We start from the raw sequence: 23,305 nt of genomic DNA, 5'->3' as shown, positions 1-23,305 counted from the left end.
CGTGCGGTGTCACTTCTATCCCCCCAAGGGGTGAAGCCGTGGGCGTCAACGTGAGCACGGAACAGCGAGTGCTGGATGTCGTCCTGTCGTTCGCCGAAGACGACACCCTGCCCGAGCTGCTGCGTCACGTCGTCGAGTCCGCCTGCGAGCTGATCGAGGCCCCCTACGGCGCGTTGGCGGTGATCAACGGCCACAAGGAGCTCACCGAGTTCGGCGGCCACCACGACGGCCAGGTCCAGATCACGTCCGGTGATCCGCGCTCGATCGGCGTAGCGGACTTCCTGGGCGCGCCGATCAAGGTCCACGACGAGACGTTCGGCAACCTCTTCCTGGCCGGGAAGCCGGAGTTCACCGCCCAGGACCGCGACATCCTCACCGCGCTGTCGACGGCGGCGGGCAGCGCCGTGGGCCACCTTGACCGCTATGAACAGACACGCAAGCGTGAGGCGTGGCTCAGGGCCGCCGCCGAGGTGACCACCGACCTGCTGATGGGCACGAACGGCCGTGACGCGCTCTACCTCGTGGCGAGGACCGCGCGCACGACGGCGAACGCGGACTTCGCGGGGGTGGTGCTGCCGGATCAGAACGGCGATCTCGTCATCGAGGTGACCGACGGCGGCACGTACGACGCCGAGGGCATGCGGGTGCCGAAGGACGGCAGCGTCACCTACCGGGTCTACGAGTCGGGCCAGGGCGAGTGCCACGACGAGGGCAGCCTGGCCGCGGTGCCGGGGGCGTGCGCGATCGTGCCGCTCACGGTGGGGGAACGGACGATCGGTGTGCTCATCGTCGCGCGGCCGCCGGGCGAGCCGAGCTTCGACGATCCCGACCTCATCGAGGCCTTCGCCGCGCAGGCCGCGCTGGTGCTGGAGTTCACGCGGGCGCGAAGCGACACCGAGCGGCTCGCGGTGCTGGAGGATCGCGACCGCATCGCGCGGGATCTGCACGACCTGGTCATCCAGCGGCTGTTCGGGCTCGGGCTCGGGCTGCAGGGGCTGACCGGGATGAGTGGCAAGCCCCAGGTCGTCGAGCGGATCAGCGGGTTCGTGGAGGAGGTCGACCACACGATCCGCGAGATCCGCCGCACCATCTTCTCCCTGCAGGAACCGCCGTCCGGAAGCACGAGTCTGCGTGGCCAGCTGCTCAACGCGGTGCACGAGTCCGCACGGCTGCTCGGGTTCGAGCCGGACGTGTCGCTCGAAGGGCCGTTGGACAGCGTTGTGCCGGACCAGGTTCGGCCCGATTTGCTCGCCACGCTCCGAGAAGCGCTCACGAACGTCGTGCGCCACGCGAGAGCGAAGCACGTCGCTGTCGCCGTGAGCGTCGATCGCACCGTGACGAGTCTCGAGCTCATGGTCAAGGACGACGGCAGAGGCTTGCTGTTGGCTGACGATTCGGCCGGGGTACCCCACCACGCCGGCGGACTGGCGAACATGGCGGCTCGGGCGCGGCGTCATCACGGCGACTGCGCGGTCGACTCGATCCCCGGCGCGGGAGTGAGCATCACCTGGTTCGTTCCACTGGTGTTGCAGGAGGCAAGATGGCGGTAGCGGTGCTGCTCGTGGACGACCACGAGATCGTGCGGCGCGGGCTCGTACAGTTGCTGGCGCAGGCGGAGGACATCAAGGTCGTCGGCCAGGCGGACAGCGCCACGGCCGCGATCGCGCAGGCGACACGGCTCAGGCCCGACGTCGCGATCATCGACGTCCGGCTGCCCGACGGCGACGGCGTCACGGTGTGCCGGGAGATCAGGAGCCTGGTGCAGCCGCCACCCGCGTGCCTGATGCTCACGTCCTACTCGGACGACGAGGCACTGTTCGGCGCGATCATGGCCGGCGCGTCCGGCTACATGCTGAAAGAGGTGTCGGGCAACGACCTCGTGGCCGCCGTCCGCACCCTCGCCTCGGGCGGATCGCTCCTGCACGCCGGCGTCACCGCCACCGTTCTGCAACGACTCCGCGGCGGGCCGGAGGAAGATCCGCGCTATGCCGCGCTGAGTCCGCAGGAACGCCGCATCCTCGACCTCATCGCCGAGGGCATGACGAACCGGCAGATCGCGAACCGCCTGTTCCTCGCGGAGAAGACCGTCAAGAACTATGTGTCGTCACTCCTGCACAAGCTCGGCTTCGACCGCCGTACCGAGGCTGGCGTCTACGCTGCCCGGCGCAGACGCGCCCACCCAGGCACCTTCTAGGCAGTCTTCGGCACCTGTTTCGCCGTCACCGCCGGAACTTCCTTCTCCGCCAGGCGTTCCGTCTTCGCCCACGTGTTGCGCCCGGCGAAGTGCCGGTACAGCGCGCGCAACGTCGAGACCGAGCCCAGGACGAGGAAGAGCGGATAGGCCAGGCTGACGAGCAGGCATCTCCACAGCGGTTCGTCGCCGTGCCTGAGCCGGTGCACCACGCCCCAGATCAGGCCGGGTAGCAGCAGGGCGACCAGCCAGATCCCCAGTGCCAGCAGGGTGTTCGAGCCGCTCGCGGTGAACCCGGCGATCTCCAGGCCGGTGAACTGCGCGTAGAAGTTGACGCCCACCAACGCGGTGACGAGCACCGTCATCGGCGCGACCAGCCACGGCGTCAGCAGGTACTGCAGGAACTCCATCAGCGCCACGGAACCCACGTGCCTGGCCCTGATCAGCTTCGGCACGTACCCGAGGCACTGCAGGTTGCCCTGTCCCCACCGGGTGCGCTGCCGCAGCAGCCGTTGGACGTCGACCAGGCCCTGCTGGGTGATCGTCGCGTGCGTGGCGTACCGGATTCGCTGACCGGTCAGGTGCACGCGCAGGCCCAGTTCCAGGTCTTCGACCAGGCACGCCGACCACGGCGCCACGCCCAGGTCCATCAACGTCCTGAGGCGCACGAACTGGCCGTTGCCACCGAGTCCGACCGTGCCGACGACGTCTCGCAACGACTGCGAGGCGTCCACCACGCAGCTGAACTCCAGATCCTGCAGGAACGCCAGCAGGTTGGTGCGGTTGTGGATCCGGACACGGCACTGCACGGCACCGACGGCGCGTTTCGCGAAGTACGCGGAGATCTCGGACAGCATGCCGGGCTCGCCGCGGCCGTCGCCGTCGATCACGCCGACGATCGTGCGGTGGACCGTGCCGGCCTCCTCCGCGATGCCGCGGATGTAAGCGAAGGCGTGGTTGAGCGCTTCGCCCTTGCCCTTCCGGGCTTCCGGCGGGTCACGTCTGAGCACGTGCAGCCGGTGGTCGTCGATCTCGGCCAGCACGTGCGGTGTGCGGTCGTCCGAGCCGTCGTCGACTACGACGACCTGAACCGGTGTGCGTGCTCCGTCCAAAGCGAGTGCGGAACGCACGGTGTTGGCTACGACCCGTTCCTCGTTCAACGCCGGAATGATGATCCAGTACTGCAGTGGATGCCGCGAGGAACCTTCCGGTGCGCCCGGTTTCGGACGCCACCAGACAAAGAGTGCGAGCACCAGGTTGTAACTGGGCCAAAACACCAGCAGGACGAGCATGAACGTCGCGAATTGTGTCGTGTCTGTCATGACACAAACCTGTCTACAAAAGCGGTTGCAGGGGCAACAACAGTGAACAGGATCTGAAGTTGAGTCATTCTGGCTCCTGGTAACGAAGCGCTGGGCCGGTGCGAAATACCGGACAGCAGGGCCAGGAGCAGGTGTTCGTGGCGAGACTAGGGCTAGCGGAGCAGAGCGTCAACCGGCCATATCGGGGACGAATAGACCTTCGTTACACGAGGTTCGCAAAGCTGGTCACCGATATGGCGGTACCCCTGCGAGGCGGGTACCAATTGATTGTCAGCGGTGCTCGGCCACCGCGATGATGGCGCACGTTCGCCGCGCGTGCCTGGACGTTCAAAGAGGTAGAAGATGGGACTAAATGCCCTGGTGCCCGGCCCTCGGCAGTTCTTACGGGGCGAGGTTCCGGAGGTTTTCCTGGTCGCGGGAACGCGCCCGGAAGCAGTGAAGATGGCCCCCGTGGCGGCCGCGATGTTCGCGTGCGGTCGTCTCCGGCCGGTGCTCGTGAACTCCGGGCAGCACCCGGAGATGGTCGACCAGGCGCTGGAGTCGTTCGGCTGCACGGCCGACGTCAGGCTCAAGCTGAACCGGGTCACGGGCGGCCAGGCCGAGCTGACCAGCCAGCTGATCGAGGAACTCGACCGGCTGTTCACCGAACGCACACCGGGCGCGGTGCTCGTGCAGGGCGACACGACGACGACGCTCGCGGGCGCGCTCGCCGCGTTCTGGCGCCAGATCCCCGTCGTGCACCTGGAAGCCGGGCTGCGCTCGCACGACCTCACCTCGCCGTTCCCCGAGGAGGGGAACCGCAAGATGGTCGGCCAGCTCGCGTCACTGCACCTCACACCGACCGCGGACTCGGCCGCGCACCTCGCCGCGGAGTCGTTGCAGGGCAACAACGTCCTGACCATCGGCAACACCGTGGTGGACGCCGTGCTCAGCGTCGCCGCCCGCCGGGCGCCCTACGGCGACACCCGGCTGCAGGAGATCGAGAACCGGGTCCACAGCGGACAGTCGCGGCTCGTGCTGGTCACCGCGCACCGCCGCGAGTCGTGGGGCGAGCCCCTCGACCAGGTGCTGCACGCGGTGGCGGACATCGTGCGGACACGGCCCGACGTCGAGGTCGTGCTCCCCGCCCACCCGAATCCCGCTGTGCGCGAGCAGGTGGTGGACGTGCTGGGCGGCGTCGCCCGCGTCACGGTCACCGATCCGCTGCCGTACGCGCAGATGGCCCGGCTGCTCGCCCAGTGCACGCTGGTGCTGTCCGACTCGGGCGGCATCCAGGAGGAGGCGCCGTCGTTCGGTGTCCCAGTGCTGGTGCTGCGGGACGTGACCGAACGCATGGAGGCCGTCAACTCGGGCTGTGCCGTGCTCGTCGGCACCGACCGCGAGCGCATCACGGCGCTGACGCTCCAACTGCTCGACAGTCCCTCCGCCCGCGAGGCGATGACCGCCGACGGCAACCCGTTCGGCGACGGCCTCGCGTCCGTGCGCACCGAACAGGCCCTGGCCTGGCTGCTGGGCCTGCGACAGCAGCGACCCGCCGAGTTCGCTCCCTACACGGGCAGCGCCACCGTGCGCATGTCCGGAGAGGTTGATGTGGCATGAGAAGCCGACTGCTCAAGGTCGCTGCCGGGGTCGCTCTCGCGGTCGTGATGGTTCCCGCGCCCGCCGCCCAGGCCGCGCCCGTCTCGCTCAGGCCGGCCGTCGGCGAGCTCGTCGGGAACGCGCTGCCCGCGCCGCCGTTGACAACCAAGAAGCCGTCCACGACAAGCATGCGCGTCGCCAAGCGCACCGCGCAGCCCGGCGTCGTCTCGACGGCCCTGGGGACACTCGGACTGGCCTCCACCCAGGCCGGCACGAACGGCGGCGGCGCGCCCGGTGCGAAGGCGTCGCAGAAGACGCTGATCCTGTACGACAGCACGGGTCCCTGGGCGTGGCTGGGCGAGGCCTACGCGGTGCAGGCGGGCAACCTCGCGTCGCACGGCAGCGCGTACGTCATGCACCCGGTCGGCTCGTACGCCGCCGGCGAGATGTCCGGCTACACCGGCGTGATCTACATCGGCTCGACCTACGACGAGCCGCTTCCGGTGGCGTTCCTCGACGACGTGCTCGCGGGCAGCAGGCCGGTGCTGTGGATGGCGCACAACATCTGGCAGCTCACCGCCCGTGCGCCGAGCTTCCAGGCCACGTACGGCTGGAACTGGGTCCAGTACGACACCGGTGCCGCGACCACCGTCCGGTACGAGAACACCGACCTCGGCCGCAACCCGCTCGCGACCCCGTCCGGTCTGATGATCACCTCGATCACCGACCCGGCGATCGCGTCGGCGCCGGCCGTCGCGACCGGTTCGGCCGTGGGCCCGATCAACTGGGCCACCAAGGCCAAGAACCTGACCTACATCGGTGAGATCCCGTTCAGCTACGTCGACCACGGCGACCGCTACCTGGCCGCGGCGGACCTGATCAGCAAGGTCTCGAACCCGGCGATGATCGACCGCAAACGGGCGCTGGTGCGCATCGAGGACGTCGGCCCCGACGCCGACCCGAACGAGCTGCGCGCGATCGCCGACTACCTGAGGTCGCAGAACGTGCCGTTCAGCATCGCGGTCTACCCGCGCTACGAGAACCCGCTGGGCGCCGACAACAACGGCGTGCCGGAGGCGGCGGACCTCGCGCAGAAGCCGCAGGTAGTGAAAGCGCTGCGGTACATGACCCAGCGCGGCGGCACGATTCTGATGCACGGCTACACGCACCAGTTCGGCAAGTCGGTCAACCCGTACGACGGCCGCAGTGGCAACGACTTCGAGTTCTACCTGGCCCACGTCAACGAGAACGACAGCGTGATCTACGACGGCCCGGTCCCCGGTGACTCGGCGGCGTGGATGCAGGGCCGGATCGACTCGGCGACGAACACGTTCGCGCAGGCAGGTTTCGCGAAGCCGGCCATCTTCGAACCGCCGCACTACGCCGCGTCCGCCGTGGACTACGAGGTCATCCAGCAGAACTTCGGCAAGCGTTACGACCGCGGCCTGTACTTCGCCGGGTACTGCCCCGGTGGCGCGTGCGGCACCGGCACGCCGCAGTACGACAAGATCTACGGCCAGTACTTCCCGTACCTGGTCCGCGACGTCTACGGCTCGGTCGTGGCGCCGGAAGCGGTGGGCAACGTCGAGCCCGAGCCGTTCAACAACCACCCGGCCCGCCTGCCGGCCGACCTGGTCAGGACGGCGAACCAGCTCAAGGTGGTCGATGATGGTGTCGCGAGCTTCTTCTACCACCCGTACCTCGGTACCGGGTACCTGCAGCAGACCGTCTCGGGGCTGAAGAACGCGGGCTACCGGTTCGTGTCCGTCGGCACCGTCATGGCGGGGTGACAGGAGGTCTGGGTGCGCTGGTCGTGGGCGGTTCTGCTGCTGGCCGGGTGCTCTGCCGGTCAGGTCGGGCCGCCCTCGGCCGGTGACATCGACGAGGGCTGGCAGGTCACCGTCTACTACACCGCCGTCGAGTCGTTCCACAGTGGACCGACGGTGCCCGTGCGGGGATGCTCGGACATCGACTGCGAGAACGGTGACGACGTGCTCGGCACGTTCCCGCGGTCGTTCGCGAAGGCGGTGCAGGACGAGGGTACCGGCCGCACGGTGGACGGCCGGTACCTCAACTGGTCCCACGACAAGGGCTACTGGCTCGACACCGAGCCGCGTGACTCGTTCGGCAAGCCGTTGCAGCCCTTCGTCTCGGCTGCCGCGGACGGGCTGAGGACGGGCTCACGGATCAAGCTCGTCTCGTGTGGACAGACGCCCGAGGGCGGCAACGTCGACGCCGTCGTGTGCCAGAAGCTCGCGTCCTCGTCGTGGCAGATCACCGACGAGTTCACTCCCGGTCTCGGCGGGGAGAGGCACATCGACCTCTACCTTGGCGAGGAGACCGGACAGGCGTTCACCGAAAGCCCCTGGTACACGACGTTCGCCCGGGCCGTGCTGGAGATTCACCAGCCCAGCTGAACCGCCAGCTTCCGGGCCTGCTCCAGCGGACCGGCCTGCTGCTGACCCGGTTCGGGCAGCGGCACACCGGGGCAGGACAGGTCTCCGGACGGCGTCACGCGGTCGACGAGGTAGCGCTCGACGACGTCGTTCACACAACCGTTGTCGAAGCCGTAGATGCCGTGGTCACCCTCGTCCTTCACCGTCAGCATCCGTGATCCGGCGAACCCGGCGTGCGCCTTGCGGGCACCTTCGATCGGCGTCGGCGCGTCGCGTTCGGACTGCACCATCAGCGTCGGCGTGACACCGATGCCGTTGGGGCGCTTGAGGTTGACGTTCGGCCGGTCCCAGTACGCGCAGGGGCCCATGATCTGGTAGTAGCCCAGCAGCGGCCACTTCGCGCCGTCCCGGGCGGCATCGCGTTCCAGGAACCTGCGTTCACCGCGGAACTTCGTGTCGTTGCAGACGATCGAGTGCAGCGTGGCGTTCGCCGCGTCCGGGTAGCTCGCCTGCGCCGTCAGCGGCGTCGGCACCGTGCCGGCCAGTTCAGCCAGCTTGCGCGCGGCGCCGTCGAACGCGTACTTGCTGTACTGGCCCTGGACGAGCACCAGGTCCAGCGTGACCGGGTAGTACGTGCCCTCGGGCAGGGTGACGGGCTGCTGGGCGAGCTTCGCGCGCGTCCGCTCATAGGTTTGGCGCACTTCTTCACCGGTCTTGCCGAGGTGGTAGACGTTGTCGTGCTTGGCGACCCACGGCGCGAAGTCGACGCGAAACCGCCGCTCGAAGCCCATGCCGAAGTCGCCGAACACCGTCTGCCACGGCGCGGTGAACTCGGTGTTGGAGTCGAGGACGATCTTGTCGAGCGTCTTCGGGAAGTACGTGGCGTAGTAGGCGCCCATCCAGCTGCCGCCGGAGTAGCCGAGCCAGTCGACCTTCTTGCGGCCCAGGATCTGGCGGAGCAGGTCGAGGTCGCGCACGGTCTGGTCGGTGGTGATGTACCTGCCGAGCTCGCCGGACTTGGTCTGGCAGAACTTCGCCTGCAGCTCCATGCCGCTGTAGATAAGGTCGAGGTTGGCCCTGCTCCGGTCTCGCGGGTCCGTCGCGCCGAGGGTGTCGAACCCGCCGCACGTGACGTTGCTGCTGGCACCGGTGCCGCGCACGTCGATGCCGTAGATCTCGGCGTTCTCGCTGAGCTTCGGCCGGTTCAGGTAGACCAGCGGCAACGTGCGCCCGGCACCGCCTGGCCCGCCGGGATTGGTGAAGACCGCGGTCTTCGCCTTGCCGTTCAACGGAACCGTGCGGCTGACCGCGATGGTGATGGTCTTGCCGTTGCGCGGGTTGTTCCAGTCCATCGGCGCGGTGAAGCTGCCGCACTCCAGCCGTTCGAAGCCTGGCTCCTCACTGCACTTCTGCCACCGGATCTCCTGCGGTGGTGCGGCCAGCGCCTGTGGTGCGATGAGCAGGGATGACGCGGTCACGACGGCCAGCGCCGCCGCGGTTTTCGTTCGTAGCATTCGAGCCCCCTCCACTGTGCCTCCAGCTCATCGGTTCCGGGGGCGCTGGACATCGGCTGAACGATGACGGGTTCGTACGACTTGGGTCTTACGCCACTCGGACAAACACCCGTGACATGCGTCATCAAGCCCGGACAGGCCGGAGGGCCGTCCCCTGGGCGGGAACGGCCCTCCGGGAGGCAGAACTCAGCAGGACTCCTTGTAGAAGTACTTCGAGTTGGCCGAAGCGTCGTCCTTCGTGATGGCGACGAGATCGGTCTCGATGTTGCGCTTGATCTCCTTGCCCTCGATCGCGGCCAGGGCCTGCTCGACGCCCTGCTTGCCGATCGTGGCGGGGTCCTGGGCGATCAGGGCCTGCACGGTGCCGCCCTGCAGGTCCTTCACCTGGTTCGGTGAGGCGTCGAAGCCGACGAGGTTCACCGTGCCGGTCTTGCCCGCGTTGCGCAGGCCGGTCGCCGCGCCCTCACCGGTGTTGAGGTTGGTCGCGAACACGCCGATCAGGTCCGGGTTCGCGGCCAGGGTCGCGGTCACCTTCGAGGCCGCGGTGGCGGGCTCGTTGTCGGTGTACTGCTGGCCGATGTACTTGAGGTTCGGGAACGCCTTGATGGCGTCCTCGAAACCCTTGGCGCGCGCGTCCGTGGTGGACGTGCCGGCCTTGGTGTTGAGCACCAGCACCGAGCCGGACTTGCCGGCGGCGAGCTTGTTCAGCGTCTCGGCCGCGAGCTTGCCGCCCTGCTCGTTGTTGGACGAGATCGAGGAGACGCCGATCGAGGTGTCCTGCAGCTTGGTGTCGACCTCGACGACCTTGATGCCCGCGTCCTTGAGTTGCTTCATCGGGCCTGCCATGGCCTTGTCGTCGGTCGGCGCGATCAGGACCGCGGCCGGCTTCGACGCGAGGATGCCCGTGACGATCGGGGTCTGCTGGGCCGCGTCGAACTTCGCGGGGGCCTGCGTGTCGAACTCGTAGCCCGCGGCCTTCGCCGCCTCCTCGAAACCGCACTGCATCGAGATGTAGAACGGTTCCGCCGTGATGCCGGGGATCAGCACCAGCTTCTTGTTCGTGGCCGAGTCGCCCGAACCCGAGTCACCAATCTGCCCACCCCCGCCACACGCGGCGAGCAGGAAAGCGGCACAGACAGCCGCTGCGGAGCGGATCTTCATTGGTCCAGCACCTTTCCTAACGTTGGTTGCGCGCCCGACGCCGTGTCTGGTCCAGCCACACGGCGGCCACCAGCACGATCGCCACGGCGATCGGCTGCCAGAACTCCTTGACCCCGATGATCACGAGGCCCTTCTCCAGCACCGCCGGGATGAACACGCCGAAGACCGTGCCCAGCACCGACCCCATGCCGCCGAAGATGCTGGTGCCACCCAGGACGACGGCGGCGATCGCGTTCAGGTTGTCCGTCTCGTGGCCGGTGACGACCGCGACGCGGAAGAACGCGTTGCCCATGAAGCCCGCGAGACCCGCCAGGGTGCCCGCGAGCAGGTACACCTTCGTCAGGTGGCCGCGCACCGAGATGCCGACGCGCCGTGCCGCCTCCTCGTTCGAGCCGACCGCGTAGGTGTAGCGGCCGAACCGCGTGGTCGACAGCAGCAACGCGCCGAGAGCGGTGACGACCGCGGCCACGATCACGATGTTCGGGATCCCGAGGTACGTGCCGGAACCGAAGGTGCGGTTCAGCCTGTCCGGGATGCCGGACACGTTGGAACCGTTGTTCAGCAACAAAGCCGCGCCCTGCGCCGCGCCGAACGAACCCAGGGTCACGATCAGCGCCGGGATCTTCGCGCGCGAGATCAGCAGGCCGTTGAGCAGACCCCAGGCCGCGCCGCTGACCACCGCGACCAGCAGTCCGAACGCGATCACGCCCCAGCCGGCGTTCGTCGCGTCGCCGCCGGACACGGAGTTCATCGCCATGGCGGAGGCCACCGACGCGAACACCAGCACCGAACCGACGGACAGGTCGATGCCGGACGTGATGATCACGAACGTCATGCCGACCGAGAGCACCAGCAGCACTGCCGTTTCCGCGAGCAGGAACTGCAGCGTGGTCACCTGGAAGATCGCGTCCGGCCGGATCGCGCCGAACGTGGCGACCAGGACGAGCAGCACCAGCCCGATCCAGAGCGTGTTCGCGCTGGTCAGGCGTTTGAGCAACGACGTGCGCGGCTCGCCTGGCACAGCTGACAACGTTGTCTTGTCCTCAATCATCAGGCTGCGTCCTCCTGGGTCAGCGCGCCGGTCATCGCGCCGACGAGTTCTTCCACGCTGGTCTCGGAAGCCTTGAAACGGGCCACGCGACGGCCGAGGCGCAGCACCTCGACGCGGTCGGAGACCGACAGCACCTCGGGCATGTTGTGCGAGATCAGCACGACGGCGATGCCCTCGTCGCGCACGCGCTTGATCACGTCGAGCACGCGTTCCCGTTGCAGCACACCGAGCGCGGCCGTCGGCTCGTCCATGAACACGAGCTTCGACGCCCACGCCACCGACCGCGCGACCGCCACGGACTGGCGCTGGCCACCGGACAACGCGGCGATCGGCACGTCGATGCTCTGCAGCGTCGCGCCGAACCGGGTGAAGTGCTCGGTGGCCTGCCGGCGCATCGCCTTCTTGTCGAGCACGCCCAGGAACCCGAGGACGCCGGGCTTGAGGATCTCCCTGCCCAGGAACATGTTCGCGGCCGGGTCGAGGTCCGGCGCGACCGCGAGGTCCTGGAACACCGTCTCGATGCCCAGGCCGCGGGCGTCGTTGGGGGAGTTCAGGATGAGCGGCTCGCCGTCGAACGTCAGCGTGCCGCCGGTCGGCTGCTCCACCCCGGACAGGCACTTCACCAGGGTGGACTTGCCCGCGCCGTTGTCGCCGATCAGCGACACGACCTCACCCGGGTAGGCGGTGAACGAGGCACCGCGCAGAGCTTCCACGGTGCCGTAGTTCTTCGTGAGATCACGAGCCTCCAGCAATGGCTGGCTCACGGCGTCACATCCTCCATCGACGACACTGTGGACAGAACGGGTGGGCGGCAGCGGATCGCCACCAGGTCACCGGTCAGGCCGAGTTCGCCCGCCGCGTGCGGCACGACGAGCGTGCTGCCCTTGTGCACCTCCAGCTCACCGAGCTTGCCCGCGCCCTCCAGTACGACCAGCACGGCGAACGACGGCTCCAGCGTGCAGGAACCTTCGACGTGCAGGCGGTCGGCCTGGAAGAACGGGTCCGCGTCGTGGCCGAGGAGATCGACCGACGGCGCCCACTTCTCGGACGTCTGGTGCACCAGCTCCTCGAGCTTGCCGCTCCAGCCCCGCCGGTCGACGCAGTCGAGCGCGACGTCGTAGCCGAGGCCGAGGTGGCCGATGTCGGCGTTGGCGAGGAAACCCTGCCACTCCAGCGTGACCGAGAAGTCCGTGGGCTGCTGCAGTTCCACGATGAACACGCCCTCGCCGATCGCGTGCGGTACGCCGGCGGGCACGAACACCGTGTCGCCGGGCCGGACGCAGACCGGGTTCAGCGCGTCGAGCATCGCCTTCGTGTCCTGCGTGGCGACCCAGCCGGCGACGGTGTCCGCGGGCACGTCGTCGCGGAATCCTATGTAGACGGTCGGGTTCGGGCCGGTGGTGCCGACGACGATCCACGCCTCCGTCTTGCCGTGGCGGCAGTTCAGGTGCGAGGCCGCGAAGGCGTTCGACGGGTGACAGTGCACCGGCAGTCGCTGGCCCGCGTCGAGTAGCTTCACCAGCAACGCCGTGTCGCCGCCGAACTTCGCCGCGTGGTCCGCGCCGAGCCAGCCGGTCGGGTCCGCTTGCACCGCGTCGCGCAGGAGTACGCCGTTTGGCAACGTTGTCAACCCGGCATCGTCGCGCCCGTAGAGCGACGTCGTCGACGCCACCCAGTCCTCGGGGCCGAAGTCGCCGCTGGTCCCGCCGCGCAACGCGGCGATCGCCTCACCACCGCGGTAGAACTGCTTCGGCTGGTTGGCGGGCAAGTTGACGGGCTGGTGGAGAACACCAGAACTCACGCGTGGACCTCCCCGGATCCTCGTGGCACCAAGCGCACCGGCAGCACGACGCGGCGCGGTGGTGAGTTGTCGCCGTCCAGTCGGGCGAACAACAAATCGGTGGCCGCCTTGCCGAGCGCGCTCGCGTCGTGCGCGATCACGGTCACCGGCGGCGACAACAGGTCAGCGAGTTCGAAGTCGTCGAAGCCCACCAGCGCGGGCCTTTCGGCGACGTCCGCGAGCGAGCGCAGGATGTAGACGGTGATGCGGTTGTTGCCGGCCACGATCGCCGTCGCGGGCTCCCGCATGCCGTGCAGGCGCTGCAACGTGGTCCTGACACTGCTTTCGTCGTGCGGCCCCATCGCCACGAGTTCCTCGTGGTAGCCGATGCCCGCCCGCACGCACCCTTCGCGATAACCGCGCAGGCGCTCGTTGGCCGTGAAGATGTCCGGCGCGTCGCCGAGGAACGCGATCCGGCGGTGCCCGTGCGAGGCCAGGTGCGTGACCGCCTCGACGGTGCCGCCGATGTTGTCCACCAGCACGGTGTCCGCCACGACGTCACCCGCGGGCCGGTCCAGGAACACCACGGGCGTGCCGGCGCGCATCTCCGGCACCAGGTAGCTGTGCTGCAGGCCGGCGGGCACGATCAGCAGGCCGTCCACACGCCTGCTGCAGAACTCCAGTGCCAGCTCGCGCTCACGCCCGGGATCCTCGTCGGACGACCCCGAGATCACCTGTCTGCCGCGCAGCCGGGCGATTTCCTCGACAGCGCGGGTCACGCCGGAGTAGAACGGGTTGCCGACGTCCTCCAGTACCAGCCCGATCGTGCCGGTGGACGAGCCCCGGCGCAGGTTGCGGGCGCTCAGGTTCCGCCGGAACCCGAGCTGGTCGATGGCCGCGAGCACGCGCTCGGCGGTGGACGGGTGCACGCCCGGTTCGTCGTTGACCACGCGCGAGACGGTCTTGATGCTCACGCCCGCGAGCCGCGCGACGTCGTTCATCGTCGCACGGCGTACCTTGCGCTGACCGGCTACGGGCCCGCTGGGGGACAACGTTGTCATAGTGCGCGTATCTCACCTCGGCTTTACGGCCTTGTCAACACTTCGTGACCGTTCAAGCGTGCGGAAACCTATGGCTCACAACGCCGCCTGCGACGCGACGAGCCGGGTCATGTGGGAGGACGGCGTGACGCCCAGTTCGCGGTGCAGAAGGGCGCGGTACTGCTGGTAGTGCCGCAGTGCCGACCCGCAGTTGCCCTGGGCGAGGTGCGCCGCGACCACCCTGCGGTGTGCGGTCTCCCGCACCGGGTCGATGGAGATCGCGGTGAAGGCGGCCTCCAGCGCGGCGAGGTGTGCGCCGGCCGAGATGAAGTGCTGGGCGATCGCCTCCAGCGCGTGCAGCCTGACCTGTTCCCAGCGCCGTCGTTCGGAGGTCAGCCACTCCTCCGGCCAGTACGGCAGCAGATCCCTCGACAACGCGCCGACGAGCTCGGCCACGCCCGCCGGAGTCGTGGCGCTGACGACGTGGTGTGCCGCTTCCACCGCACGGCAGAAGTCGATCGTCAGCGCGGGGGACAGTCGCAACCGGTCCACCGAGAGCTCGACCACAGGCCGGTCCGTCGCACGGCGCAGGTGCCACAACGCCTGCCGCACGTTGGCGGTCGCGCGCTGCCTGCGGCACTCGGGCCACAGCTGCTCGGCGACGGCCTGCCGGCTCACCGCCTCGCCGTGGTGGATCGCGAGGAAGGCCAGCAACCGCTGGGCGCCCTTGGGCAGCACGACGTCCGCGCGGCCGGTGCGCAGCTCGAACCGGCCCAGCAACACCAGGTGCGCGCCATCGGCGTCTCTCATCGTGATCCCTCCGTCAGCCGTTCCGAGCATCGCCCGGTGGCGTCTCCGGGGCATCTCTCGTCAGCCTGCGGCGGCGTCCTCTCCTCGGCCGTCCGGTGGTGGACCCTCAGTCGTGCGCGCACTTGACCGCCACCCGGTCGGGAGTCCGTGGCGACAGCGCGTCGCCGATCACCTGGCAGCCATAGCGCCAATGGCCCAACAGACCCGCCTGTTCCGGTCGAGCCCATCGAGTGACGCCGATGCGGCGGCGACAGGACGTCGTGCGCTACGGCGACGCCGGTGAGACGCGGGCACCGGAGCGTGTGTCACCGAGGCCGCAGCGGCCCCGACGACATCCAGCGCAGGAGTGATCATGACGGACACCAGGAGCGTCACCATCCGGATCCCCGACGCGAAGCTCGAAGAGCTGAAGAACGACGGATACAGCCTCTGCTTCGCGAAGAAGGTGAACGGCAAGTTCAACGTCGTGTGGCAGTCGGCCGACGACTACATCTCGGACAACACCTTCTCGTGGCAGCCGCAGTACCAGCTCTTCGGCGGCAACACCATGGACGGCCCGCTGAGGGTGCACGTCAGGAGCAAGCAGCTGCCGATCGGCCTCGGGGAGGAAGCGACCCTCGACCACGCGGGCGTCTGGGGCGGCGTGTCCACCGGCGGCCCGGGCACGGGGATCACGATGCACAACGAGTTCGGCTCGATCCACCCCGGACTGTCCGCGTACGTGACGGGCATCGGCGGCAAGACGACGGTGACTCCCATCTACCTGGCCGAGAAGCCGATCCTCTCGGGTGAACTCGTCCTCACCCCGGAGGAGGTCGTCCAGGTGTGGTTCCAGCAGTACGTCACCACGAGCACCATCGTCAGCAACGACAAGACCGAGATCGTGGAGATCGATCTGACCTCGTCCAGCTCCGCGACCAGGAGCTACGACGGCACCAAGTGGTCGACCCCGAAAACGCCCTCTCTCGCTGTCGGTGTCGACTTCGCGACGATCCTGACGATCGTCGCGACCCTGACCGCGGCCGTCAGCATCGCCGACTTCGCGTCGAAGCTCAGCGCGAAGGTGGCCCAGGTCTACTCCGGCCTCAAGGTCGACGTGACCTCGCCGGACGGCTGGTCCGTCACCATCAAGTACAGCCAGGCGCCCGGCCTCACCGGAGCCGCGTTGGCCCAGACGCGGGCGTTGTCGCAGAACCCAGCCATGAACGACCAGCTCACCGCGTACGCCGCGGAGGCGTTCGCGCAGGTCGGCGTGGGTTACACGTCGCTGATGGCTATTCCGGCCTGACGGCTCGCGTTGTCCGAAACCGGACAAGTGATCGTCATGGTCTTGACCTAGACCGTGTGCGCTCAGCGATGATGCGGTGACGGACAGCGCTTGTCCGGCGAGAAGGCCCCCGGGCCGGGGTGCGCATGCGGCGGCGGGTCGCACCCCGGCCCGGTCCCTTGCCACCCGACCGGACTACTCGGCTGTCCCGGGCCGCGCCACTAGGGTGAATCTCGTGGACGCACTGGATCCCATCGAGTCGGTCAACACCTTCATCGGCACGAAGGACGAGGGAAACACCTTCCCCGGCGCGTCCATGCCGTTCGGCAAGACCCACTCCAGCCCGATCGGCTCCCACTACGCCGGCTACCGCTACGACGACCAGCAGATCCGCGGCTTCGGGCACTTCTTCCTGTCCGGCGCGGGATGCTGGGAGCAGGGCGGGCTGGTCCCGATCCTCCCGGTCACCGCCCTACCGCAGACCTTCGACCACAAGCGGTACGCCAGCGCGTACACGCACGACGGTGAGATCGGCAAACCCGGCTACTACAAGGTGAAGCTGGACCGGGACATCACCGTCGAGTGCACCGCCACCACGAGGGCCGGCGTCGAGCGGTACACGTTCCCCGGTGGCGTCAGGGGCACGCTGCTCGTCAACGTCGGGCAGGCCAACGACAAGGAACCCGTCAGCGCCAGTTCCGTCCAGGTTCTGGACGACCGCACGATCACCGGAACCGTGGAGACGCAGGCGTTCTGCGGCGGCCGCCCGTACCTTACGTACTTCACCACCAGGTTCGACCGCCCGTTCGAGGAGTTCGGCACCTGGGGCCCGTCCGGATCCAGGCCGGGGCAACCTGAGTCCGCGGGAGGCGCCGGACTCCGGGGTGCCTGGGTCACGTTCGGGCCGGGCCCGGTCACGGCCACGACCGCACTGTCCCAAGTGGACGCACAGGGTGCCGCGAACAACCTGGAGACCGAGACCACCGGCAAGACCTTCGACGACATGCGCAACGAGGCGCAGGAGGCCTGGCGCGCGGAGCTCGGATGCATCGAGATCGAGACAGAGGACTGGGACGAGCGCGCGGTCTTCTACACCGCGCTCTACCACGTGCTGCTCCAGCCGCTGACCGGTAGCGACGCGGACGGCCGGTACCGCGGCTTCGACGGCCGGATCCACCAGGCCGACGGCTGGACCTACTACGAGTACTACTCGCTGTGGGACACCTACCGGGCCCACAACCAGCTCCTCGCGTTGCTCCGCACGACCAGGAGCAAGGACATCGCGCGCAGCATCCTGGCGATTCACGAGCAGGGAGGCTGGCTGCCGCGCTGGGCGTACGCGAACCAGGAGACCAACTGCATGACCGGCGACCCGGTCACGCCGTTCCTGGTCGACCTGTGGCGCTTCGGTCACCTCGCGGGCTTCGAGGAGCAGGCGTACCAGGCGTTGCTGCAGAACGCCGACGGCATCCCGCCGCAGAGCTCCCGCTTCCAGGGCAGGTCCGGCAACCCGAACTACCTCGCCAAGGGGTTCGTCCAGCACGACAAGCGCTTCCCGAAGAAGGGCCAGGACACCGATCCGCACCACGGCGCGTCGGCGACCCTGGAGTACGCGCTGGCCGACGCCACGCTCGCGATCATGGCCGAGGCGCTGGGCCACACCGAGGACGCGGAACGACTGCGCACTCGGGGTCTCAACCACCGCGCCCTCTGGGACAACAGCGTCACGGACCGGGGTTTCACCGGGTTCCCGCGGCCCAAGCTGCAGAACGGCGCGTGGCTCACCCCGTTCACCCCGCAGGGGCCGGAGGGGTTCCACGAGGGCACGGCGTGGCAGTACCAGTGGCTGTGCCAGCACGACATCACCGGGCTGATCACGGCGCTCGGCGGCAAGGCGGCGGCCGAGGCGCGGCTGGACGACTTCTTCGCGTACGAGGACCTGCTCGTCGACCCGAAACGGACGGTCCGCGAGAAGTGGGTCGTCGGGCCGTACGACTACTACAACCAGTTCAGGTACAACCCGAACAACGAACCCGATCTGCACGCGCCGTGGATGTACGCGCTCATCGGCAGGCCGGAGAAGACGTCGGTGGTCGTGCGGGCCGCGCAGACGTTGTTCGTCAACGGGCCGGCGGGCGTCACGGGCAACGACGACCTCGGCACGATGTCGGCCTGGTACGTGTTCAGCGCGCTCGGGATGTACCCGGCGGTGCCGGGAACCGGTGAGTTCGTGCCGCACGCCCCGAAGTTCACGAAGGCCGTGATCCACCTGGAGAACGGCAAGGACATCGTGATCGAGGCGGAGGCGGCCGACGTCACGAAGACGCAGGTGGTGCAGCGGATCCGGAGCGGCTGGCGTTCGAAGACGAAGGACCGGATCGAACTCGCGGAACTGTTCTCGGGGACCACGCTCGTGGTCGACCTCCGCACACTTTCCAACTGAGACGCCGAACGGTCGTACGCTCACGTGATGGGCGCTTGCGCGAGCTGTGGCACGGAGTTCGCGCCCCTGCCGTCGCGGGCGCGGTACTGCTCGAACGCGTGCCGTCAGCGCGCCTACCGCCGGCGTTGCGCGGGTGCGTCCACTGTGGTCGCCGAGCTGCCCGGTTACGAAGACGCGTTCGTCGGCAGGAAGAGCGAGCTGGCGGAGCTGCTTTCGTTGCTGCGCAAGCACAGGATGCTCACACTCGTGGGGTCGGCCGGAATCGGGAAGACGCGGCTCGCCGTCGAGCTCGCGAGACGTGCCAGACGTGCCGAGGTCCGCACGGTCGAGCTGGGCAGGCTGAGCCGCCCGGGGCAGGTGGTGGAAGCGTTCGCGGAAGCCGTTGGCGTGTACCAACGTGCGGGTGTCGCGCTGCGGACGACGTTGCTCCAGGAACTGGGCAATCGGCGAATCCTGTTGCTCGTCGACAACTGCGAGCATCTCGCCGAGGAGTGCTGCGCGGTCGTGGACGCGCTGTTGTCGCGCTGTCCGCGCGTGCAGGTCCTCGCGACCAGCAGGGAAGCGTTGAGGTCCGTCGGCGAGGTCGTCTACCCGCTGCACGGCATGGCCGACGCGGCGGAGCTGTTCGTCGAACGCGCCGGGACCAGCGGCGACCCCGGCGTGATCGCGGCGATCTGCGCACGGCTGGACGGCGTGCCGCTGGCCGTCGAACTCGCGGCGAAGCTGTCCGTGCCGCTGGCCGAGCTCGCGGACCGCCTCGACCACCGGCTCGACCTGCTCGACGGCCTGCGTGCGGCCATCGCGTGGAGCCACGACCTGCTGACCGAGGGCGAGCAGAAGCTGTTCCGGCGGCTCGCGCTGCTGCCCGGCGGGTTCGGGCTGGACATCGCGGCGGTCGTGCACGGCGGTGAGGTGATCGGGCTGCTCACGGCGTTGCAAGCGAAGTCGTTGGTGGTGCGGGAGTCCGACGGCCGGTTCCGGATGCTCGAATCCGTTCGCCTTTATGCCGGGGAAAGGCTGGAGGAACACGGCGAGCACGGGGTGACGGCGGAACGGATCATCGCGTGGCTGTGCGAGAAGGGCGAACCCGGCGTCTCGTCGTCGATCCTCACTCCGGAGCAGGTGAGGACGCAGCACCGGGAGTACGACAACGTGGCGTACGCGTTCGCTCATCTGGTGGCACCGCAGGACGACAGGCGGCTGATGCTCGCCACGATGCTGCTCAGGGTGTGCTTCGACCGCGGTTGCTTCGGTCAGGCCGGCGCGGTGCTGATGCAGGTGCTGCACCAGTCGCCCGCCGACGCCCGCTACCGGATCCTCGCGCTGGAGTACGCGTCTCTGCTGGCGAGTCACGAGGAACGGCACGACGAGGCGGTGCGGTACGCCACCGAGGCGATCGAGACGGCGGAGTCGGGCAAGCAGGATCTGATCATGTGCCGTCTGTTCAGGACGTTAGCGGGCGCTTACGACGGCATGGGCGACGTGTCGAATGCCGCAGCGGCGTTGCGCCGATCGATCGAGCACGGCGTACGTAACGGCAACGACGTGAGTGTCGCTGTGTCGAGCCACAACCTCGGCTGGCGACTGCTCGCCGACGGCGCCGTGGACGCGGCCGCCGCGCTGGTCGAGGGCGCGTTGCCGGTGCTCAGAGTCCATGCACGGCAGGACGTCGTGGCCGTCGCGGTGCACACGGCGGGCTGCATCGCGTTGGAGCGCGGGGATTTGGTGACGGCAGGCGCCCGGTTCGCGGAGGGCGCGCGCCTGACGGCGGACACACCGCGGGCCGCGCTGGAGTCGGTCGAGGGCCGTGGCCTGGTCGCGATGGCGTCCGGACGGCACGAGCTCGGCGTGCGGCTTCTGGTCGCCTGTCAGCAGATGCGCACGACGTGGGTCGTTCCGCCGGAAGCCTGGTGGCGGCGGAAGACGGCCGCCGCACTGGACCTCGCGCGGGAATCCCTTTCTCAACCGGCATTCCAGCGAGCGCTCGGCGCGGGCCGGGCGATGGACGCGCGGCACGCCCTGGAAACCGCGCTGGACAAGGAGATGGTGCGGCACCCGGTGCTCAGCGACCGGCAGCGGATGGTCGTCGAACTGGTGGCGCGCGGACTGACGAACGCGCAGGTCGCGGCCAAGCTCGGCATCTCGCACCGCACCGTGGAATCCCACGTGCACAACGTGAAGACCACACTGGATCTTTCGACTCGCGCGCAGCTCGCGGCCTGGGCCCGGTCGCATTGACGCGTCCAACTGAGACGTAACGCTGCGGTTCATCCGGATGACTTCCGGCCCCCCTCCGTTCATCGTGAGCACGACGACGGAAGGGGGCGACGTGGAACCGTTCCGCCTGCTGCACCCCGACCTGGTGCCGCGCCGGCGCGAGTCCCTGCGGCACGCCGCCTCCATGCTCGTCCAGATGGGGCTGGACGACACGGTGCTCTCGGCGTCGCCCGTGCACCAGCGCCTCGCGCGCGTGGTCCTCGCGAGCAGCGGCGTCATCGAGTGGACGCCCGGCTACTGGGCCAAGGACTCCGGCCTCGACGAAGGCTTCGGCGTCGTGCGGGTCGGCGGCGACCGCGGCGGCGTCTTCCTCTCCGGCGTCCTCATCGCCTACCTCGACGTGCTGGAGAACGCGGCCAGGATGGGCACCTCGATCCCCGAGGACTCCTGGCGCACCCTGCTCTGGGCGCCGACCGCGCTCTTCGACCACGTGCTGCGCCGCCCCCAGGTAGGCATGACCGTCGTGACACCCGGCTGCGGCACGGAGAACCTCCCGCTCGAACGCACCCAGGCCGGCCAGCGCCTCTACCTCGCACTGATGCAGGCCGTCCGGTTCGCCGTCAGCGGTGTCGTGCGCGCGCAGGACGACTGCCCGCTCGCCGAGGACTGCGTGACGCTCGCGACCGCGTGCCTGCGTGCCGCGGAGGTGGCCCTCGCGTTCGCCGCCGACGTTCCCGGACACGCACCGCAGCCCGTCGTGGAGACCGCCGAGCACCGCTACCTGTGGCAGGTGATCAACGAGGTCCGCGCGGCCGTTCCCCGTGCCCGCTTCGAGCAGTTCGCCGCGGCGCTACGCAGGTTGAACGACGTGCACACCGCTTGCCCGTTGCTCGTCGCGGGCGGCTGACCGTCTCCGGGCAGTGGGTGGCTCGCGATCCCGTTGCTGCTGCTGGGAACCATCGCGTTCTTCGCGCTCGGCATGCTCGACGGCGTCGACGAGGCGTCTTCAAATGGGAGGAATAGGACAGGCCCGGTGGTCATGTGCTCTCCGTCACGGTTCATGATGGTGAGTCATGACGTTCTCCAGCGTGGTCGGACGGTTCCGCATCCTCGCCCTGGCCGAGGCCATCTCCTGGGCGGGCCTGCTGCTCGGGATGTTCTTCAAGTACGTCGTCGTGCAGAACGAGATCGGCGTCAAGATCTTCGGCCCGATCCACGGCTTCGTCTTCGTCGCCTTCGTCCTCGTCACGCTGATGACGAAGGACCCGCTGAAGTGGAACGCCCGCACGCTGGTCCTCGGCCTGCTGTCGAGCATCCCGCCGTTCGGCACGGTGATCTTCGAGCGCTGGGCCTCGAGGACCGGCCGCCTCAGCGAGCCTGCCACCGAACAGCGCTGAGCGCCTCGCGGAGCTCGATCTGCGGGTCGCCCTCGTGGTAGATCCGTTCCGAGGCCTCGATGTTGTCGAGGAACTCCTGGTACTTCACCGCGTTGTGCAGCCGGGACGCGCGGGGCGCGACCTTCAGGGCTTCCAGCGGCCGGCTGTCCGGGCGGTGCGAGAGCCATGCCTCGCTCCACACGCGGCGGATCAGGTCGTGCAGTTCGGGCTTGGCGTACTCCATGAGCCGGCACACGTCGAGCGCCGGATGACCCCAGGCGGCGTCGGACCAGTCGATGACCACTCCGCTGCTGCGCCAGTTGCCGGGGTGGAAGTCGCCGTGCGTGAGCGTGTCGGGCAGGCCGAAGTCCGGCATCGGCACGGCGGACGGCGGTAGTCGCGCCTCCCCGGCCAGTGCATGCTGGACCGCGACCCAGCGGGGTACGACGTCCTCGATCTGGGCAGGGGTCACCGGCCAGCAGTTGGCGCCCTCGGCCTGGCTGAGCAGCACGCGGTTCGGCGCGCTGGCCAGCACTTCGGGCACCAGGGCAGCGTCGTGGGCGGCGACCATCCTGATCACCGCGCCCCCGGTCGATCCCACATGGGCTCATCAGGCCACAGGCCGGCCTGACCGCCCAACCGAATTAATCCTCGAAGTCGCCGCTGGCCCGGCGGACCTTCGCGAGCAGGTCGGTGAGCTGCTCGGTCTGGCGGTCGGTGAGGCCTTTGAGGCCCAGGTTGACGTCGACGACGGCGGCGGTCGCGCTCTCACGCCGCTGCAGTCCGGCATCGGTGATCTCGACCAGCGTGGTCCGGCGGTCGGTCGGGTGCGGCGTGCGGCGGACGAGGCCGTCGCTCTCCAGCCGGTCGACGATGTTGGTGACGCTCGTCGGGTGCAGCTGCAGGCGCTCGCCCATCACGCGCATCGGCAGCGCGCCCTTGCGGGAGAAGTAGAGCAGCACCAACGCCTCGTAGCGCGCGAACGTGAGCCCATGCGGTTTGAGGGCTGCGTCCACGGCGGACTGGATGATTTGCTGGACACGCATGACGCTCGTGACGGCCGCCATCGCCGTGGCGGAACCCACCCGGTCGTCCCACAGTTCGGCCGCGCGGGCGATCGGATCGAACGGCAGCGGTGTCATGGGCACGGAAGCTACCA

Annotated in this window: 20 protein-coding genes; 10 read left to right on the top strand and 10 right to left on the bottom strand. The window is 68.7% G+C overall.

The window, feature by feature from the left end; genetic code table 11:
* Window positions 1-38 precede the first annotated feature (38 nt).
* The gene (locus BLR21_RS24575) at window positions 39-1,550 is read left to right on the top strand and encodes a GAF domain-containing sensor histidine kinase (protein ID WP_090008678.1); all 1,512 of its coding nucleotides are present in this window, start codon (window positions 39-41) and stop codon (window positions 1,548-1,550) included.
* Window positions 1,541-2,194 (top strand): response regulator, encoded by a 654-nt coding sequence (locus BLR21_RS24570; protein WP_090008676.1) that lies wholly within the window; start codon window positions 1,541-1,543, stop codon window positions 2,192-2,194. The genes BLR21_RS24575 and BLR21_RS24570 overlap by 10 nt, the downstream gene beginning before the upstream one ends.
* On the opposite strand, the gene BLR21_RS24565 is transcribed toward BLR21_RS24570, so the two are convergent.
* Window positions 2,191-3,513, bottom strand: a complete 1,323-nt coding sequence (locus tag BLR21_RS24565; RefSeq protein ID WP_090008674.1) for a glycosyltransferase family 2 protein — start codon at window positions 3,511-3,513, stop codon at window positions 2,191-2,193. The genes BLR21_RS24570 and BLR21_RS24565 overlap by 4 nt on opposite strands.
* 342 nt (window positions 3,514-3,855) lie before the next feature.
* On the opposite strand from BLR21_RS24565, the gene wecB reads away from it, so the two are divergent.
* The 3 genes from wecB to BLR21_RS24550 are packed head-to-tail and all read left to right on the top strand — an operon-like array spanning window position 3,856 to window position 7,508.
* On the top strand, window positions 3,856-5,112 hold the full coding sequence (gene wecB / locus BLR21_RS24560; protein WP_090008672.1) for a non-hydrolyzing UDP-N-acetylglucosamine 2-epimerase: 1,257 nt from the start codon (window positions 3,856-3,858) through the stop codon (window positions 5,110-5,112).
* Window positions 5,109-6,881, top strand: coding sequence for a DUF2334 domain-containing protein (locus BLR21_RS24555; RefSeq protein ID WP_218130956.1), 1,773 nt, complete (start codon window positions 5,109-5,111; stop codon window positions 6,879-6,881). Before wecB ends, BLR21_RS24555 begins: the two co-directional genes overlap by 4 nt.
* Window positions 6,882-6,893: 12 nt before the next feature.
* Complete coding sequence (locus BLR21_RS24550; protein WP_218130955.1) at window positions 6,894-7,508, top strand: hypothetical protein; 615 nt, start codon at window positions 6,894-6,896, stop codon at window positions 7,506-7,508.
* Here BLR21_RS24550 and BLR21_RS24545 read toward each other — a convergent pair.
* The 7 genes from BLR21_RS24545 to BLR21_RS24515 form a co-directional block, all read right to left on the bottom strand.
* The gene (locus BLR21_RS24545; protein WP_090008670.1) at window positions 7,493-9,001 is read right to left on the bottom strand and encodes an alpha/beta hydrolase; all 1,509 of its coding nucleotides are present in this window, start codon (window positions 8,999-9,001) and stop codon (window positions 7,493-7,495) included. The two genes, BLR21_RS24550 and BLR21_RS24545, sit on opposite strands and share 16 nt — an antisense overlap.
* Before the next feature lie 186 nt (window positions 9,002-9,187).
* Window positions 9,188-10,162, bottom strand: a complete 975-nt coding sequence (locus BLR21_RS24540; protein WP_090008668.1) for an ABC transporter substrate-binding protein — start codon at window positions 10,160-10,162, stop codon at window positions 9,188-9,190.
* A 16-nt stretch (window positions 10,163-10,178) separates the two neighbouring features.
* A complete protein-coding gene (locus BLR21_RS24535) occupies window positions 10,179-11,213 on the bottom strand; it encodes an ABC transporter permease (protein WP_090008666.1) in 1,035 nt (344 codons plus the stop codon).
* Window positions 11,213-11,977 (bottom strand): ATP-binding cassette domain-containing protein, encoded by a 765-nt coding sequence (locus BLR21_RS24530; protein WP_090008664.1) that lies wholly within the window; start codon window positions 11,975-11,977, stop codon window positions 11,213-11,215. Before BLR21_RS24530 ends, BLR21_RS24535 begins: the two co-directional genes overlap by 1 nt.
* The gene (locus BLR21_RS24525; RefSeq protein ID WP_090008662.1) at window positions 11,974-13,014 is read right to left on the bottom strand and encodes a class I mannose-6-phosphate isomerase; all 1,041 of its coding nucleotides are present in this window, start codon (window positions 13,012-13,014) and stop codon (window positions 11,974-11,976) included. The genes BLR21_RS24530 and BLR21_RS24525 overlap by 4 nt, the downstream gene beginning before the upstream one ends.
* Window positions 13,011-13,994 carry a LacI family DNA-binding transcriptional regulator gene (locus tag BLR21_RS24520; RefSeq protein ID WP_090008660.1) on the bottom strand — a complete coding sequence of 328 codons (984 nt, stop codon included), beginning with the start codon at window positions 13,992-13,994 and terminating at the stop codon, window positions 13,011-13,013. Before BLR21_RS24520 ends, BLR21_RS24525 begins: the two co-directional genes overlap by 4 nt.
* Window positions 13,995-14,129: 135 nt before the next feature.
* Complete coding sequence (locus BLR21_RS24515) at window positions 14,130-14,843, bottom strand: AfsR/SARP family transcriptional regulator (RefSeq protein ID WP_176929772.1); 714 nt, start codon at window positions 14,841-14,843, stop codon at window positions 14,130-14,132.
* A 352-nt stretch (window positions 14,844-15,195) separates the two neighbouring features.
* Between BLR21_RS24515 and BLR21_RS24510 the strand changes: the two genes are divergently transcribed.
* From BLR21_RS24510 to BLR21_RS24490, 5 genes are all read left to right on the top strand, one after another.
* On the top strand, window positions 15,196-16,131 hold the full coding sequence (locus BLR21_RS24510; protein ID WP_143027859.1) for a hypothetical protein: 936 nt from the start codon (window positions 15,196-15,198) through the stop codon (window positions 16,129-16,131).
* A gap of 214 nt (window positions 16,132-16,345) precedes the next feature.
* On the top strand, window positions 16,346-18,553 hold the full coding sequence (locus BLR21_RS24505; RefSeq protein WP_256334911.1) for a GH92 family glycosyl hydrolase: 2,208 nt from the start codon (window positions 16,346-16,348) through the stop codon (window positions 18,551-18,553).
* 27 nt (window positions 18,554-18,580) lie between these two features.
* Complete coding sequence (locus tag BLR21_RS24500) at window positions 18,581-20,791, top strand: helix-turn-helix transcriptional regulator (protein WP_090008651.1); 2,211 nt, start codon at window positions 18,581-18,583, stop codon at window positions 20,789-20,791.
* 91 nt (window positions 20,792-20,882) lie between these two features.
* Window positions 20,883-21,677, top strand: coding sequence for a hypothetical protein (locus BLR21_RS24495; protein WP_143027858.1), 795 nt, complete (start codon window positions 20,883-20,885; stop codon window positions 21,675-21,677).
* A 166-nt stretch (window positions 21,678-21,843) separates the two neighbouring features.
* Window positions 21,844-22,167, top strand: a complete 324-nt coding sequence (locus BLR21_RS24490; RefSeq protein WP_090008647.1) for a DUF3817 domain-containing protein — start codon at window positions 21,844-21,846, stop codon at window positions 22,165-22,167.
* On the opposite strand, the gene BLR21_RS24485 is transcribed toward BLR21_RS24490, so the two are convergent.
* A complete protein-coding gene (locus tag BLR21_RS24485; protein ID WP_090008645.1) occupies window positions 22,139-22,747 on the bottom strand; it encodes a phosphotransferase in 609 nt (202 codons plus the stop codon). The genes BLR21_RS24490 and BLR21_RS24485 overlap by 29 nt on opposite strands.
* Before the next feature lie 43 nt (window positions 22,748-22,790).
* Complete coding sequence (locus BLR21_RS24480; protein WP_090008643.1) at window positions 22,791-23,288, bottom strand: MarR family winged helix-turn-helix transcriptional regulator; 498 nt, start codon at window positions 23,286-23,288, stop codon at window positions 22,791-22,793.
* Window positions 23,289-23,305: the final 17 nt, after the last annotated feature.

The organism is Lentzea albidocapillata subsp. violacea (genome assembly GCF_900100275.1).
GTDB lineage: Bacteria > Actinomycetota > Actinomycetes > Mycobacteriales > Pseudonocardiaceae > Lentzea > Lentzea violacea.
Note: the sequence above shows the minus strand (reverse complement) of the source record. Positions and strands in the feature narration are given on the sequence as shown.